Source organism: Pseudomonas sp. KBN10P06128 (assembly GCF_037574945.1).
GTDB classification, from domain to species: Bacteria; Pseudomonadota; Gammaproteobacteria; order Pseudomonadales; family Pseudomonadaceae; genus Pseudomonas; species Pseudomonas aeruginosa.
The window spans coordinates 3,666,017-3,680,396 of sequence record NZ_JBBELR010000001.1 but is presented as its reverse complement, the minus strand read 5'-3'; the positions used below and the strand labels follow the sequence as shown (position 1 = coordinate 3,680,396).

The window sequence follows — 14,380 nt, the reverse complement described above, 5'->3', positions numbered from 1 at the left end:
CAAAACGCCAGAAGAGGAAGGAAAGCCGGCCATTATCGCGGAGGCAGGTGCTCCAGGTAACGCCGGTAGGCCTGTTCGTAGGCTGCCTGTCGTCGCGCCTGGGGCTGGGTGCGGGTCGCCTCGTCGAGCGCCACGCAGCGCCGGCACAGGGCTTCCAGGCTTTCACCGGCGCCGCTTTCGCGGCCCAGGCTCCAGGCCGCCTGGAGCGCCGCGCCAAGGGCGGCGGCCTCGGTCTGCCGTGGACAGACCAGCGGCAGGCCGAGCAGGTCGGCGAGCGTCCGCCGCCACAGCGGGCTCTTCGCCGCGCCGCCGACCAGGCGGATTTCCTCGCCCGGCAGGCCGCTGGCGCGCAGCAGGTCGAGGCCGTAGCGCAGGCCGAAGGCGGTGCCTTCGAGCACCGCCCGGCAAAGATTGGCGCGGCTCAGGTTGGCCGCGGTCATGCCATGCAGGCTGGCGCTGGCGTGCGGTAGCGCCGGAACCCGCTCGCCGTCGAAGAACGGCAGCATCAGCAGACCTTCGGCGCCGACCGGCGCCTGGGCGGCCAGCCGGGAGAATTCGTCTAGATCGAGGTGCAGCAGGTCCTGTACCAGGCCGCAAGCGCCGGTGAGGTTCATCGTGCAGGCCAGCGGCAGCCAGCCGCCGGACGAGGCGCAGAAGGTCGCCAGCTCGCCGTGCGGACTGACCAGCGGCCGCTCGGCATAGGCGGCCAGGGTGCCGGAGGTGCCCAGGCTGGCGGTGAGCAGGCCGGGGCGGATGTTGCCGGTGCCGATGGCGGCGAGCATGTTGTCGCCGCCGCCGCCGGCGACCCGCGTGTGGGGAGCCAGGCCAAGGGCGGCGGCCGCTTCGGGGCGCAGGTTGCCGATGCAGGCGCCGGGCTCGATCAGCTCCGGCAGCGCTGCCGCCAGGCGTCCGCCCGGCTCGACCAGCTCCAGCACGTCGCTGGCCCAGGTGCGCCGGCGCACGTCGAAGTAGCCGCTACCGGAGGCGTCGCCCGCTTCGCTACAGACGCGGCCGGTGAGCCAGTGGTTGAGGTAGTCGTGGGGCAGGAGGATATGCGCGACGCGGGCGAACAGCTCGGGAAAGCGTCGCTTGCTCCAGAGCAGCTTGGACAGCGTGTAGCCCGGCGCGGGCACCAGCCCCAGGCGTTCCAGCGAGCCGGCCGGGCCGCCGAGGGCTTCCAGCAGCTCGCGGTTCTCCGCCGCGCTCTCGGTGTCGCACCAGAGCTTGGCCGGGCGCAGCGCCCGGCCCTCGGCGTCGAGCAGGAGCAGCCCATGCTGCTGGGCGGAAACCGCCAGGGCGCGGACCTCGCGGCCGTCCACCGCGGCTTCTTCCAGGGCCATGCGTACCGCGCTGGCCATGGCTTCCAGCCAGTCCGCCGGGTCCTGCTCGCGGCGTCCGTCGCGGCCTTCCGGCGGGCGCTGCGCGGCGCTGCCCAGGCCCAGCGTGCGGCCGCTGCCGGCGTCGAGCAGCAGCGCCTTGCTGCCTTGGGTGCCGCAATCGATGCCGAGGAACAATCCGTGCATGCGGCCCTCCGGAGTCATTCGCCGAGTACCTGGCGCAGGGTTTCGCTGACGCCGTGTCGGCGCAGGCTGTCGTAGAGGCGCTCGAAGGCCTCGACGAAGGCCGCCGAGGCCGGGATCGCCGGGCCGAACACGGTCTCCACGCCGAGCAGGCGCCGGCCCAGGCCGTGGCGTTCGGCAACCAGCGCCTGGCATTCGGCGGCGCGCGGATCGGGAATCGGGTAGTGCTCGCCATGCTCGTCGACCCCGCCCAGGTACAGCGCCCAGGCCGCCACCACCAGGGCCACCCGTTCCAGCGGCCGGCCGGCGGCGATCAGCCGATTGGCGGTGGGGACGATGAACTTGGGAAACTTCGACGAGCCGTCCGAGCAGACCCGTTCCAGTTGGTCGGCGATGGCGCGGTTGGCGAAGCGCTCGACCAGGCTGTCCTTGTAGCGCTCCAGGTCGATCCCCGGTACCGGTGCCAGCAGCGGGGCCACGTCGCGGTCCATGAAGGCCCGCACGTAGCGGCGCAGCAGCGGGTCGCCGAGGGTTTCGTGGACGAAGCGGTAGCCGCGCAGGAAGCCCAGGTAGGTGAGCGCCAGGTGGCTGCCGTTGAGCAGGCCGATCTTCATCTCCTCGTAGGGCGTGACGTCGTCGGTGAACTGCACGCCGACCTTTTCCCAGGCCGGGCGCCCGGCGCTGAAACGATCTTCCAGCACCCATTGCACGAAGGGTTCGCAGACCACCGGCCAGGCGTCTTCCACGCCGTGCCGTTGGGCCAGTTGGCGGCGGTGGGCGGGGCTGGTCATCGGCGTGATGCGGTCGACCATGGCGTTGGGAAAGCTGACGTGCGTCGCGATCCAGCACGCCAGCCCCGGGTCGAGCCGTTCGGCGAAGGCCAGCAGCGCCTTGCGCGCCACTTCGCCGTTATGCGGGAGGTTGTCGCAGGACATCACGGTGAACGCCGGCACGCCTGTGTCGCGGCGCCGCCGCAGAGCCTCGCAGAGAAAGCCGAAGACCCCGCGCGGGGTCCGCGGGTTGGCCAGGTCGTGGCGCACCAGCGGCAACTCGGCGAGGAACTCGCCGCTGCCGTCGTCGATGCAGTAGCCGCCTTCGGTGATGGTCAGCGAGACGATGCGGATGGCCGGCTCGGCAAGCTTTTCCAGCAGCGCCTCGGCGCCGTCCTCGGCGAGCAGCATGCCGCTGATGGCGCCGATCACGCGGACCTCGGTGTCCGGCTGGTCGCCCAGCTCGTAGAGGGTGTAGAGGTAGTCCTGGGCGGCCAGGGCGTCGCGCATGGCGCGGTCGTCGCTGCGCAGGCCGGCGCCGCAGATCGCCCAGTCGAGGGCTTCGCCGCGGTTCATCAGAGCGTCGGTGTAGGCCGCCTGGTGCGCGCGGTGGAAGCCGCCGACGCCGATGTGGACGATGCCCTGGCGCAGTTGCGCGGGGTCGTAGGACGGGCGGGCGACAGCGGTCGCCAGCAGGGGGAGGTGCTGCCGGTTGAGTTTCATCGGTGGGTTCCCGCTGGCGGCTTCAGGCCGCCTGTTGCAGTCGTTTGTCGAGGGCCTGGCCGTTGCTGTCGAACAGATGGCAGTGCGCCGGATCGAAGCCCAGCTCCAGGGGGGCGCCGTAGTCCGGTGCGAAATCGCCGCGCACGCGCAGGGTGAGCATTTCCCCCGAGTCGGCGCGGACATGGCAGAAGCTGTCGCTGCCCAGGCGCTCGCTGACGTCGGCGGCGACCCGCAGCAGGCCCTGGAAGGCATGGCCCGGGCGGGCGATGTTCAGGTGTTCCGGGCGGATACCGAGGGTCACCGGGCTGCCGGTGGCCAGCTCGCCGGCGCATAGCGGCAGGCCGACGCGCGCGCCGCATTCGAGGGCGACCTCGCAGCGCTCGCCCTGGTTGCGGCTGAGATGGCCGCGCAGGAAGCCCATCTTCGGCGTGCCGAGGAAGCCGGCGACGAACAGGTTGGCCGGATGGTGGTAAAGCTCCAGCGGCGAGCCGACCTGCTCGACGCGCCCGCCGTTGAGCACCACGACCTTGTCCGCCAGGGTCATCGCCTCGACCTGGTCGTGGGTCACGTAGATCATGGTCGCCGCCAGTTCCTGGTGCAGCCGCGCCAGTTCCAGGCGCATCTGCACGCGCAGGGCGGCGTCGAGGTTGGACAGCGGTTCGTCGAAGAGGAATATCTTCGGGTTGCGCACGATCGCCCGGCCGATCGCCACCCGCTGCCGCTGGCCGCCGGAGAGCTGGCGCGGCTTGCGCTCCAGCAGCGCTTGCAGTTCGAGGATGCGTGCGGCGGCGTCGACCTTGGCGGCGACCTCGCGCTTGTCGACGCCGGCCAGGTCGAGGGCGAAGGAGAGATTCCTGCGCACCGTCATGTGCGGGTACAGCGCGTAGGTCTGGAAGACCATCGCCAGGTCGCGCTTCGCCGGCGGGGTGTCGGTGATGTCCGTGCCGTCGAGGGCGATGCTGCCGCCGCTGGCCTCTTCGAGGCCGGCGATCAGGCGCAGCAGGGTCGACTTGCCGCAGCCGGAGGGGCCGACGAAGACCACGAACTCGCGGTCGCGGACGTCGAGGTCGATGCCCTTGATGATGGCCTGGCCGTCGAAGCCTTTCTGCAGGTTGCGGATCTTGAGATCAGCCATGGCGGAATACCTCCGTGGACGAAAGGATGGGGATGCGCTTCATTTCACGGCGCCGAAGGAAAGGCCGCGTACCAGCTGCTTCTGGCTGATCCAGCCGAAGACCAGGATCGGCGCGCAGGCGAGGGTGGAGACGGCCGAGAGCTTGGCCCAGAACAGTCCTTCGGGGCTGGAATAGGAGGCGACCAGGGCGGTCAGCGGGGCGGCGGCCGAGGAGGTCAGGTTGAGCGACCAGAAGGCCTCGTTCCAGCACAGGATCAGCGACAGCAGCAGGGTCGAGGCGAGCCCGCCGCGGGCGATCGGCAGCAGCACGCGGACGATCTCCTGCCAGGTGCCGGCGCCGTCCAGGCGCGCCGCTTCGAGGATGTCCACGGGGATGTCCTTGAAGTAGGTGTACACCATCCAGACCACGATCGGCAGGTTGATCAGGGTGTAGACGATGATCAGCGCCAGCCGCGAATCGAGCAGGCCGAACTGCTTGGCCAGCAGGTAGATCGGCATCAGTACGCCGACCGGCGGAAGCATCTTGGTCGACAGCATCCAGAGCAGCGTGCGCCTGGTGCGGCGGGTCTCGAAGAAGGCCATGGAGTAGGCCGCCGGCACCGCGACGAGCATGCACAGGAGGGTCGCCGAGGAGGAGATCAGCAGCGAGTTCCAGGCATAGGCGAAGTAGTCGCTGCGCTCGTTGATGTGCAGGTAGTTCTCCAGGGTCGGCTGGAAGATGAACTGCGGCGGCGTGGCGAAGGCGTCGATCTCGCTCTTGAAGCTGGTCAGCAGCATCCAGAAGATCGGGAAGAACAGCAGCAGGGCGATGCCCCAGCAGAGCAGGCCGAGCAGGGCGTTGCGCAGGCGGCGGGATTGCTTGAGTGTCAGCATGGCGGGTTCCTCAGCTGCGCTCGGTAAGGTTCTTGCCGATCATCCGCACCAGCACGATGGCGGCGATATTGGCGATCAGCACCGCGATCAGGCCCCCGGCCGAGGCCATGCCGACATCGAACTGCAGCAGCGCCTGGTTGTAGATCAGGTAGGCGAGGTTGGTCGATTCGTAGCCGGGGCCGCCGCTGGTGGTGGTGAAGATCTCGGCGAACACCGAGAGCAGGAAGATCGTCTCGATCATCAGCACCACCGCGATGGGCCGCGCCAGGTGCGGCAGGGTCAGGTGCCAGAAGATCGCCAGTGGACCGGCGCCGTCGAGGCGGGCGGCCTCCTTCTGCTCCTGGTCGAGGGACTGCATGGCGGTCATCAGGATGAGGATGGCGAAGGGCAGCCATTGCCAGGAGACGATGAGGATGATCGACAGCAGCGGATAGTGCGCCAGCCAATCCACCGGCTCGGCGCCGAACAGGCGCCAGACGGCGGCGAGGATGCCCGAGACCGGGTGGAAGATCAGGTTCTTCCAGAGCAGCGCGCTCACCGTCGGCATGATGAAGAACGGCGAGATCAGCAACACCCGCACCGCGCCGCGACCGAAGAACTCGCCGGCCTCCAGCAGCGCGGCGATGAGCACGCCGAACGCCACGCTGATCGCCAGCACGCTGCCCACCAGCAGCAGGGTGTTCAGCGCGCCGGGCAGGAAGCCGGCGTCGGTGACGAAGAAGGTGAAGTTCTCCAGGCCGACGAAGGCATTCTCGCCGGGATACAGCAGGTTGTAGCGGATCAGCGAGAAATACAGGGTCATGCCCAGGGGCACGATCATCCACAACAGCAGCAGCGCCACCGAGGGGCTGACCAGGAGCCAGCCAGGGCCGCGCCGGCGGCGCTGGAGGCGACGGTGGGCGGGACGGGCCGGGAGCGGGGTATCGAGGGCCGAGGTGTTCATGGCGACTCCGTCTGGATCTTCAAGGGCAAGCGCTCGAGCAGGGCCGCGCCGGGCGCGGCTGCGCCCGGCGGCGGACTACTTCGGATAGCCGGCGCGCTTCATCTCGCGGGCGGTGCTCTGCTGCGCGGCGGCGAGCGCCTGGTCGCTGCTCATCTGCCCGGTGAGGGCGGCGGAGAACAGCTTGCCGACCTGGGTGCCGATGGCCTGGAACTCGGGGATGGTGACCAATTGGATGCCGACATAGGGCACCGGCTTCAGCGTCGGATGGTTGGGATCGACGCGCTTCAGCGATTCCAGGGTGACCCGCGCGAACGGCGCGGCGGCCAGGTAGGCCTCGCTGTAGGTCGAGGCGCGGGTGCCGGGCGGCACGTTGGCCACGCCTTCCCTGTCCGCCACCAGCTTGCCGTACGCCTGCGAGGTGGCCCAGGTGGCGAAGGCCTTCGACGCGTCCTTGGCGCGCGAGCTGGCGGGAATCGCCAGGGCCCAGGAATACAGCCAGGAGGCGCCCTTGTCGGTGACTTCCCGGGGCGCGAAGGCGAAGCCGGTGGCGTCGGCGACCTTGCTCTGGCTCTTGTCGGTGACGAACGAACCGGCGACGCTGGCGTCCACCCAGATCGCGCACTTGCCGCTGTTGAACAGCGCCAGGTTCTCGTTGAAACCGTTGCTGGAGGCGCCGGGCGGGCCGTACCGCTTGAGGGTGGAGACATAGAAGTCGAGAGCCTTCTTCCATTCGCCGCCGCTGAATTCGGGCTGCCATCGCTCGTCGAACCAGCGTGCGCCGAAGGCGTTGGCCAGGGTGCCGATCAATGCCATGTTCTCGCCCCAGCCGGCCTTGCCGCGCAGGCAGATGCCGTACTGGCCCTGGTCCGGGCGGTTGAGCCTGGCGGCGAACTCGCCGAGCTGGGTCCAGGTCGGTTGCTCGGGCATCCGCAGCCCGGCCTGCTGGAACAGGTCCTTGCGGTAGTAGGTGATCGAGGCTTCGGCGTAGAACGGCAGGGCGTACAGCGTGCCCTTGACGGAGAGACCGTCGCGCACCGAGGGCAACAGGTCGTCCACGGCGTAGTCGGCGGGCAGCCCGCTCATCGGCTCCAGCCAGCCCTTGGCGCCCCACAGCGCGGCTTCGTACATGCCGATGGTAAGCAGGTCGAACTGTCCGCCCTGGGTGGCGATGTCGGTGGTCAGGCGCTGGCGCAGGACGTTCTCTTCGAGCACCACCCATTTCAGCGCGATGTCCGGGTGGCTTTCCTCGAACACCTTGGACAGGCGTTGCATGCGGATCATGTCGTTGTTGTTGACCGTGGCGATGGTCAGGGTCTCGGCGCCCTGGGCCAGCAGCGGCAGGGCGAGGCAGGCGGCGGCCAGGCAGGCCTTGATCGAGTCGTTCATCGGTGAACTCCTCTTCCGGGTCGGCGGGCGGCGCGGAAGACATTATTGTTTTTGTGTCGCTCGCTGCCGATTACACAGGCGCGTCACGCAACCGACAAAGCCTCGACTGCACTTCGACCGATACTTTTTTGCACCGCCGGGGTGGGGCGCTGGAGGCTCAGAGCAGGTTCTGCTCGGTCAGCCGCTGGGTCACCAGGCGCCGGTAGCCGGTGGGCGTCATGCCCTTGAGCTGCTGGAAGCGCCGGTTGAAATTGGACAGGTTGCTGAAGCCCGACTCGAAGCACACCTCGGTCACCGGTAGCTCGCTGCGGGCCAGCAGCTCGCAGGACTTGCTGATGCGCAGGCGGTTGACGAACTCGACGAAGCCGCGCCCGGCGGCCTGCTTGAAGAAGCGCGAGAAGTAGGTGGGGGTCATGCCCAGGTGGGCGGCGACCTGCTCCTGGGTGAGGTCCTGGGCGTAGTGCTGGAAGATGTAGTCCACCGCCCGGTTGATCCGTTCGACGTTGTGCTCGTCGGCCAGTTGCGAGGACGTGACGGTAGAGAGCAACTGGTAGTCCTCGCATTCGGCGAGCTGTTCCATGAGGATAAAAAAGTATCCCAGGCGGGTCATGCCGCCGCTGTCGGCGATGCGTTGCAACAGTCGCCGGCTTTCGCCGATCAGCGCCGGGTCGCGAAACTCGATGCCGTAGCGCGCCCGCGCCAGCAGCGGGGCCAGGCGGTTCAGCTCGGAGAATACGCCGCTGCCGTCCTCCAGCACCTCGTCGGTGAAGTTCACCAGCATGTCGCGCCGGGCCACCACCTCGTCGGGCTCCACCTGGCTGATCCAGTTGTGCGGCAGGTTGGGGCCGGTGAGGAACAGGGTGTCGGGGGCGAAGTTGCCGATGTAGTCGCCGATGAATACCTTGCCGGAGCTGGCGACGATCAGGTGCAGTTCGTATTCCTTGTGGAAGTGCCAGCGCACCAGCGGGCTGGGGAAGCCGTGCTGGCGGTAGATCAGCGAATGGCCTTCGTGGTCGTCCATCAGCTCGTAGGACGGATCGGTGACTTTGCTGGCTCTGGGCATGGGCGCGGGCCGACCGGGGGAACGAAGGCACATCCTAGCCCGAAGCGGCGGGGCTGTGCAGGGGCGGGCAGCGGCCGTGGCGCTGTCCGCCGCCATCCACCCCAAGGCCGGGGCGTGGCGTGTTCCGGGTTGCCGTTGCGGACCGGGCGCTTGACGAGGCGCGCGCTCTTCGACCCCGCTTCAGCGCCGTTGGCCTGCTCGGTGCCGGCCTCCGCTGATCAGCGGCTGGCCTTGCGATAGGCCCCCGGTTGCTGTCCGGTGGCCTTGTGGAAGGCACGGGTGAAGGCGGCGGTGGACTGGTAGCCGACCGCCGCGGCGACCTCGGCGACGCTGGCGTCGGCGCGCAGCAGGGCGCAGGCGCGGTGCATGCGCAGGGCCAGCAGGACCTGTCCCGGCGACTGACCGCTGAGTTCGTTGAAGCGCTTGAAGAAGGCCGAGCGCGAGAGTCCGGTGCGTTCGGCCATCTGTTCCAGGCTCCAGGGCTGTTCGGGTGCCTCGATCAGCGCTTCCAGCAGGCCGGCGAACTGCGGCTGGCGGGCCAGTGCCACCAGGCCGCCGAGGGTCGGGTTGTCGAGCACCTGCTGGCGCAACACGTAGAGGAACAGCAGGTGGCTGAGGCGCTCCAGCAGAACCGGCGACGGCGCCGGCTGGCGGCGGCACTCGTCGACGATCAGGGCGAACAGGCGTCGCGCCGCGTCCAGCGCCGGATCGCCGGCGCGCAGGATCAGCCAGTCGGGCAGGGCGTCGACGATCAGCCCGGACAATCCCGAATGGAAGTGGAAGAACCCGCAGACCAGGCCGGCACCGTCCGCCGCGTTCCACTCCAGCGCCTGCATTTCGCCGCGCGGCTGGCAGCGCGCGGCCTCGGCGGTGGCCTCGCTGGACAGGCGGAACTCGACGTCGCGCAGGAAGAACAGCGCGTCGCCGCTGTCCAGTCGCCAGCCCCGGGCGCTTCCGGCGACGTGCGCCCAGCAGTGTCCCTGCACCACCAGGTGGAAGCTGGCACGCGCCAGGCCGTGGGTGGAGGCATGCCAGCCGCCGCAGTAGCGACCGACATGGAACAGGCTGGTGTCGACTTCGAGGCTGTCTAATAACCAATCGACAAGCGGGTTGGACGAATTCATCTAAGGGAAAGACTCAAGAGCAAGTGATAGCGACTTTAGAATATTGAATGGATTTCTTATTACCAAGAGACTTCTTCGACACCTCAACCACCGGAGTCGAAAGCATGTCACGCGTTCCCGTGCTCACCCTGGAAAACGCCCCCGAGGCGGCGCGTCCGTTCCTCCAGACCGCGCTGAACAACTCGGGTTATATCCCGAATCTGCTCGGCGTGCTGGCCAATGCGCCGGCCGCCCTGGAAACCTACCTCACCGTGTCCGGGCTGAACGCCAAGGCCAGCCTCGGCCTGCCCGAGCGGGAAGTGGTGCAACTGGTGGCGGCCACCACCCATGGCTGCGACTTCTGCGTTGCCGGGCACACCGCGGTGGCGCGCAACAAGGCGCGCCTGCCGGAGCCGGTGATCGAGGCCCTGCGCGCCCGCGGCGAACTGCCCGATGCCCGCTACGAAGCCCTGGCCGACTTCACCCGCGCGGTGATCGCCAGTCGCGGCGCGGTCACCGACGAACAGTTCGAAGCCTTCCGCGCCGCTGGTTTCGACCAGGCCCAGGCCCTGGAAGTGATCCTCGGGGTGAGCCTGGCGACGCTCTGCAACTTCGCCAACGTGTTCGCCCGCACGCCGCTCAATGCCGAGCTGGAGCAATATCGCTGGACCAACCCGCAGGCCTGAGCCTGCGCTTGCCGGGCGGCGTGCCGCGCCGGCGCAAGGAGTGACGACCATGCTTGACCCGACCCTGAGCGACTGGCTCGACCGCCAGGCCGACGCCCTCGACCGCGGCGACGCCGATCCCGCCGCGCTGCTGCCGCGCCTGGCCGCCGCCGGCGTGCTCGGCGTGGCGGTGGAGGAACGCCTCGGCGGCGCCGGCGGCACGCTCGCCGACGCGGTGGAGCGGGTGGCCGCGGTGGCGGCGCGCTCGCTGACCGCGGCGTTCGTCTTCTGGGGCCAGCGCGCCTTCATCGAGTACCTGTTGCAGAGTCCCAACCAGGAACTGCGCCAACGCCTGCTCGGCGACCTGCTGGCCGGCCGCCTGGCCGGCGCCACCGGGCTGTCCAACGCGATGAAGTTCCTTTCCGGGATCGAGGCGCTGCAGGTGGTGGCGCACGCGGAGGAGGCCGGCTGGCGCCTGGACGGTCGCCTGCCGTGGGTGACCAACCTGCGCAGTGGCGATTTCGTGGTGGCGGCGGCGATCGAACGCGGGGAGGGTGGCAGTCCCTTCGTCCTGGCGATTCCCGAAGGCCTCGCCGGCTTGCAGCGCTCGGCGGACCTGCGCCTGCTCGGCCTGCAATGCAGCAACACCGCCGCCCTTGACCTGCGCGCGGTGGCGGTCGGGCGCGACTGGCTGTTGCACGACGACGCCCGGCAGTTCCTGCCACGGGTGCGCCCGGCCTTCCTCGGCCTGCAATGCGGCATGGCCATCGGCCTGGCGCGCCGCGCGCTGGACGAAGTGCAGCGGCACCTGGGCGGCAGCCGTTCGCTGCTGGATGGCGAGCTGGCGGCACAGCGCGAAACCCTCGACGGGCACGTGGCGGCGCTGCACGCCGGACTGGCCAGCGGCGAGTTCGCCAGTCAGCCGGCACGCCTGTTCCGCATCCGCATCGGGCTCGCCGAAGCCGCCGCCAATGCCGTGCAACTGGAGTTGCAGGCCAGCGGCGGCAAGGCCTACCTGAGCGAGCACGGCGCCGGTTTCGCCCGCCGCTGGCGCGAGTCGGCGTTCGTCCCGATCGTTACGCCGAGCCTGGTGCAACTGCGCGCCGAACTGCAACGCCAGGCCGAGGCCAAGGCATGAGCGAGGCGCTCCTCGACGCTCGCGGGATCGCCCTCGGCTATCCGCGCGGTGCCGGCTGGCAGGCGGTGCTCGGCGATTTCGAATTGCGCCTGGGCGCCGGCGAGGTAGTCTCGATCCTCGGTCCCAGCGGCGTCGGCAAGTCCAGCCTGCTGCGCGTGCTGGCTGGCCTGCAGGAGCCGGCCGCCGGCAGCGTGCGGGTACTCGGCGAGCCCCTGCGCGGCCCGCATCCGGGCGTCGCGGTGGCGTTCCAGGACCCCAGCCTGTTGCCTTGGCTGAACCTGGAGAAGAACGTCGCCTTCGGCCTCGATTTCGCCCGTCAGCCGCACCTCGACGCGGCCACCCGCCAGGCCCGCGTCGACCAGGCGATCGCCGCGGTCGGCCTGGAGCACGCCCGTGCCCGCTACCCGGCACAACTCTCCGGCGGCATGGCCCAGCGCACCGCGCTGGCCCGCTGCCTGGCACGGCAGCCGAAGGTGCTGCTGCTCGACGAACCTTTCGGCGCGCTGGACGAAGTGACCCGCGCCGACATGCAGCAACTGCTGCTGCGGGCGATCCACGAGCGCGGCACCGCCGTGGTCCTGATCACCCACGATATCGACGAGGCCCTGCTGCTCTCCGAACGCATCCTGCTACTGGGTGACAGCCCGGCGCGGACCCTCGGCGAGTGGCGCATCGACCTGCCGCAGCCACGCGCGGAGCTGGTCGAGGAACTGGGCGCGTTGCGCATCGAGATCCTGAAAACCCTACGGCGGGCGAGCCGCACCCATGCCCATCCCATCGCTCAGCCGGAGGCCTCCCATGTGCCTGGACGACCCGACCCATTCCCGACGTGACATCCTCAAGCTCGCCGCGCTGCTCAGCGCCGCCGGCGCGTTGCCGCTGCTGAGCAGCCTGCAGGCGCGTGCCGCCGCCGAACCCGACGCGCCGGTGCGCATCGGCTACCTGCCGATCACCGACGCCACGCCCTTGCTGGTGGCCCATGCCAACGGCCTGTTCGAGGCCGAGGGCATCCAGGCCGAACGGCCGGTGCTGTTGCGTAGCTGGGCGCAGGTGATCGAGGCGTTCATCTCCGGCCAGGTCAACGTCATCCACCTGCTGTCGCCGATGACCGTCTGGGCCCGCTACGGCAGCAAGGTGCCGGCCAAGGTGGTGGCCTGGAACCACGTCGGCGGCTCGGGGCTCACGGTGGCTCCGGAGATCGCCGACGTGCGCCAGCTCGGCGGCAAGAGCGTGGCGATCCCGTTCTGGTACTCGATCCACAACGTGGTGTTGCAGCAACTGCTGCGCGACAACGGCCTGCGCGCGGTGAGCCGTGCGGTGGGCGCGGCGCTGGCCGGCGACGAGGTCAACCTGGTGGTGCTGCCGCCTTCGGACATGCCGCCGGCGCTGGCCAGCAAGCGCATCCACGGCTACATCGTCGCCGAGCCGTTCAATGCCCTGGCGGAGAACCTCAAGGTCGGCCGGGTACAGCGCTTCACCGGCGATGTCTGGCGCAACCACGCCTGCTGCGTGGTGTTCATGCACGAACACGACCTGGAGCGGCGGCCGCAGTGGTCGCAAAAGGTGGTCAACGCCATCGTCAAGGCCCAGCTATGGACTCGCGAGCACCGCGCCGAGGCCGCACAGTTGCTGTCCAAGGCCGGAGCCAACCGCTACACGCCGCACGCGCCGGAGGTCCTCGGCCGGGTGCTGGCGCCGGGCGCCGAGGAGCAGCAGGCCTATCTCGCCAGCGGCGCGATCCGCCACGCCGACTGGCAGGAGCGGCGCATCGACTTCCAGCCCTATCCCTATCCGAGCTATACCGAGGAACTGGTGCGGCGGCTGAAGGACACCCTGATCGAAGGCAATAATGCCTTCCTCGCCAGCCTCGATCCGCGCCAGGTGGCCAGTGACCTGGTGGACGACCGCTTCGTCCGCCAGGCCCTGGCAGAGGTCGGCGGGTTGCAGGCGTTCGGCCTCGCCGAGGGCTTCCAGCGCAGCGAGGAGATCAGCCCGTGAGGCAGACCCTGCGCCAGGGCGCGCTGGGCGTTGCCGGGCTGCTGGCGCTGTTCGCCCTGTGGTGGCTCGGCGTGGCCCTGTTCGGCGCCGCCGACGGCCTTTCGGCACGCTTCTCGCCGCAGGCGACGTTGCTCAGCCTGGGTGAACTGCTGGAGCGCCGCGAACTCTACGAGCATGTGCTAGTGAGCCTGAAACGGGTCCTGCTGGGCTTGTTCCTGGCGCTGCTGGTGGGAGTGCCGCTGGGGCTGCTGGTGGGCGCCTCGCGCAACCTGGAAGCGGCGACCACTCCGGCGTTCCAGTTCCTGCGGATGATCTCGCCGCTGTCGTGGATGCCCATCGCGGTGATGCTGATGGGCGTGGGCGACCAGCCGATCTATTTCCTGCTGGCCTTCGCCGCGCTCTGGCCGATCCTGCTGAATACCGCCGCCGGCGTGCGCCAGCTCGACCCGCGCTGGCTGCAACTGAGCCGCAGCCTCGCCGCCACGCCCTGGGAAACCCTGCGCCGGGTGATCCTGCCGGGCATCCTCGGCCATGTGCTGACCGGCGTGCGCTTGGCCATCGGCATCCTCTGGATCGTCCTGGTGCCCTGCGAGATGCTCGGCGTCAGCGCCGGGCTCGGCTACTACATCCTCGACACCCGCGATCGCCTGGCGTACTCCGAGCTGATGGCGATGGTGCTGCTGATCGGCCTGCTCGGCTATCTGCTCGACGCCGCGGCGCGCGGACTCTACCGGCGCTGGGCGCACGGAGCGCTCGGGTAGGACGAGGTACCGGTGCGCTGGCGGATAGCGCCGGGGCGCTATTCGCCCTACGGGTAATGGAGAGGTTCGGGTAGGGCGAATAGCCGCTCGCGGCTATCCGCCGGACGGGGTTCCGGTGCGTTGGCGGATAGCGCCGGGGCGCTATTCGCCCTACGGGTAATGGGGATGCTCGGGTAGGGCGAATAGCCGCTCGCGGCTATCCGCCGGGCGGGGTTCCAGTGCGCTGGCGGATAGCGCTGGGGCGCTATTCGCCCTACGGGTAATGGAGAGGTTCGGGTAGGGCGAATAGCCGCTCGCGGCTA

Annotated in this window: 13 protein-coding genes; 5 read left to right on the top strand and 8 right to left on the bottom strand. The window is 69.4% G+C overall.

Annotated elements, in window-relative coordinates:
• Positions 1 to 32: 32 nt before the first annotated feature.
• From xylB to VQ065_RS17350, 8 genes are all read right to left on the bottom strand, one after another.
• Positions 33 to 1,541 (bottom strand): xylulokinase, encoded by a 1,509-nt coding sequence (gene xylB / locus VQ065_RS17385; RefSeq protein WP_073660163.1) that lies wholly within the window; start codon positions 1,539 to 1,541, stop codon positions 33 to 35.
• The gene (locus VQ065_RS17380; protein WP_003089448.1) at positions 1,538 to 3,013 is read right to left on the bottom strand and encodes a mannitol dehydrogenase family protein; all 1,476 of its coding nucleotides are present in this window, start codon (positions 3,011 to 3,013) and stop codon (positions 1,538 to 1,540) included. The genes xylB and VQ065_RS17380 overlap by 4 nt, the downstream gene beginning before the upstream one ends.
• Before the next feature lie 22 nt (positions 3,014 to 3,035).
• Positions 3,036 to 4,148 carry an ABC transporter ATP-binding protein gene (locus VQ065_RS17375; protein ID WP_003089446.1) on the bottom strand — a complete coding sequence of 371 codons (1,113 nt, stop codon included), beginning with the start codon at positions 4,146 to 4,148 and terminating at the stop codon, positions 3,036 to 3,038.
• A gap of 39 nt (positions 4,149 to 4,187) precedes the next feature.
• On the bottom strand, positions 4,188 to 5,021 hold the full coding sequence (locus VQ065_RS17370; protein ID WP_003089444.1) for a carbohydrate ABC transporter permease: 834 nt from the start codon (positions 5,019 to 5,021) through the stop codon (positions 4,188 to 4,190).
• 10 nt (positions 5,022 to 5,031) lie between these two features.
• Positions 5,032 to 5,964, bottom strand: a complete 933-nt coding sequence (locus VQ065_RS17365) for a carbohydrate ABC transporter permease (protein WP_003089441.1) — start codon at positions 5,962 to 5,964, stop codon at positions 5,032 to 5,034.
• Between the two features lie 75 nt (positions 5,965 to 6,039).
• Positions 6,040 to 7,350: an ABC transporter substrate-binding protein gene (locus tag VQ065_RS17360; protein ID WP_003089439.1), complete on the bottom strand. Its 1,311-nt coding sequence runs from the start codon at positions 7,348 to 7,350 to the stop codon at positions 6,040 to 6,042.
• 157 nt (positions 7,351 to 7,507) lie between these two features.
• Positions 7,508 to 8,413: an AraC family transcriptional regulator gene (locus tag VQ065_RS17355; protein WP_003089438.1), complete on the bottom strand. Its 906-nt coding sequence runs from the start codon at positions 8,411 to 8,413 to the stop codon at positions 7,508 to 7,510.
• Between the two features lie 218 nt (positions 8,414 to 8,631).
• Positions 8,632 to 9,537, bottom strand: a complete 906-nt coding sequence (locus VQ065_RS17350; RefSeq protein ID WP_003089436.1) for an AraC family transcriptional regulator — start codon at positions 9,535 to 9,537, stop codon at positions 8,632 to 8,634.
• Positions 9,538 to 9,641: 104 nt separating this feature from the next.
• Between VQ065_RS17350 and VQ065_RS17345 the strand changes: the two genes are divergently transcribed.
• Genes VQ065_RS17345 through VQ065_RS17325 form a run of 5 tightly spaced genes read left to right on the top strand, consistent with a single transcriptional unit; the run spans position 9,642 to position 14,078 of the window.
• Positions 9,642 to 10,202: a carboxymuconolactone decarboxylase family protein gene (locus VQ065_RS17345; RefSeq protein WP_003089433.1), complete on the top strand. Its 561-nt coding sequence runs from the start codon at positions 9,642 to 9,644 to the stop codon at positions 10,200 to 10,202.
• A 49-nt stretch (positions 10,203 to 10,251) separates the two neighbouring features.
• Entirely contained in the window at positions 10,252 to 11,319 is a 1,068-nt protein-coding gene (locus VQ065_RS17340) for an acyl-CoA dehydrogenase family protein (protein ID WP_003139356.1), read from the top strand.
• Complete coding sequence (locus VQ065_RS17335) at positions 11,316 to 12,152, top strand: ABC transporter ATP-binding protein (RefSeq protein ID WP_003115101.1); 837 nt, start codon at positions 11,316 to 11,318, stop codon at positions 12,150 to 12,152. Before VQ065_RS17340 ends, VQ065_RS17335 begins: the two co-directional genes overlap by 4 nt.
• Positions 12,118 to 13,317 (top strand): ABC transporter substrate-binding protein, encoded by a 1,200-nt coding sequence (locus VQ065_RS17330; protein WP_003089429.1) that lies wholly within the window; start codon positions 12,118 to 12,120, stop codon positions 13,315 to 13,317. The genes VQ065_RS17335 and VQ065_RS17330 overlap by 35 nt, the downstream gene beginning before the upstream one ends.
• On the top strand, positions 13,314 to 14,078 hold the full coding sequence (locus tag VQ065_RS17325) for an ABC transporter permease (RefSeq protein WP_003089428.1): 765 nt from the start codon (positions 13,314 to 13,316) through the stop codon (positions 14,076 to 14,078). Before VQ065_RS17330 ends, VQ065_RS17325 begins: the two co-directional genes overlap by 4 nt.
• Positions 14,079 to 14,380: the final 302 nt, after the last annotated feature.

Bases quoted from the DNA above. Each gene is read 5' to 3' on its own strand.
- VQ065_RS17350 (WP_003089436.1), bottom strand. From the start codon at position 9,537: ATGAATTCGTCCAACCCGCTTGTCGATTGGTTATTAGACAGCCTCGAA.
- VQ065_RS17375 (WP_003089446.1), bottom strand. From the start codon at position 4,148: ATGGCTGATCTCAAGATCCGCAACCTGCAGAAAGGCTTCGACGGCCAG.
- xylB (WP_073660163.1), bottom strand. From the start codon at position 1,541: ATGACTCCGGAGGGCCGCATGCACGGATTGTTCCTCGGCATCGATTGC.
- VQ065_RS17330 (WP_003089429.1), top strand. From the start codon at position 12,118: ATGTGCCTGGACGACCCGACCCATTCCCGACGTGACATCCTCAAGCTC.
- VQ065_RS17355 (WP_003089438.1), bottom strand. From the start codon at position 8,413: ATGCCCAGAGCCAGCAAAGTCACCGATCCGTCCTACGAGCTGATGGAC.
- VQ065_RS17340 (WP_003139356.1), top strand. From the start codon at position 10,252: ATGCTTGACCCGACCCTGAGCGACTGGCTCGACCGCCAGGCCGACGCC.
- VQ065_RS17335 (WP_003115101.1), top strand. From the start codon at position 11,316: ATGAGCGAGGCGCTCCTCGACGCTCGCGGGATCGCCCTCGGCTATCCG.
- VQ065_RS17360 (WP_003089439.1), bottom strand. From the start codon at position 7,350: ATGAACGACTCGATCAAGGCCTGCCTGGCCGCCGCCTGCCTCGCCCTG.
- VQ065_RS17380 (WP_003089448.1), bottom strand. From the start codon at position 3,013: ATGAAACTCAACCGGCAGCACCTCCCCCTGCTGGCGACCGCTGTCGCC.
- VQ065_RS17370 (WP_003089444.1), bottom strand. From the start codon at position 5,021: ATGCTGACACTCAAGCAATCCCGCCGCCTGCGCAACGCCCTGCTCGGC.
- VQ065_RS17345 (WP_003089433.1), top strand. From the start codon at position 9,642: ATGTCACGCGTTCCCGTGCTCACCCTGGAAAACGCCCCCGAGGCGGCG.
- VQ065_RS17365 (WP_003089441.1), bottom strand. From the start codon at position 5,964: ATGAACACCTCGGCCCTCGATACCCCGCTCCCGGCCCGTCCCGCCCAC.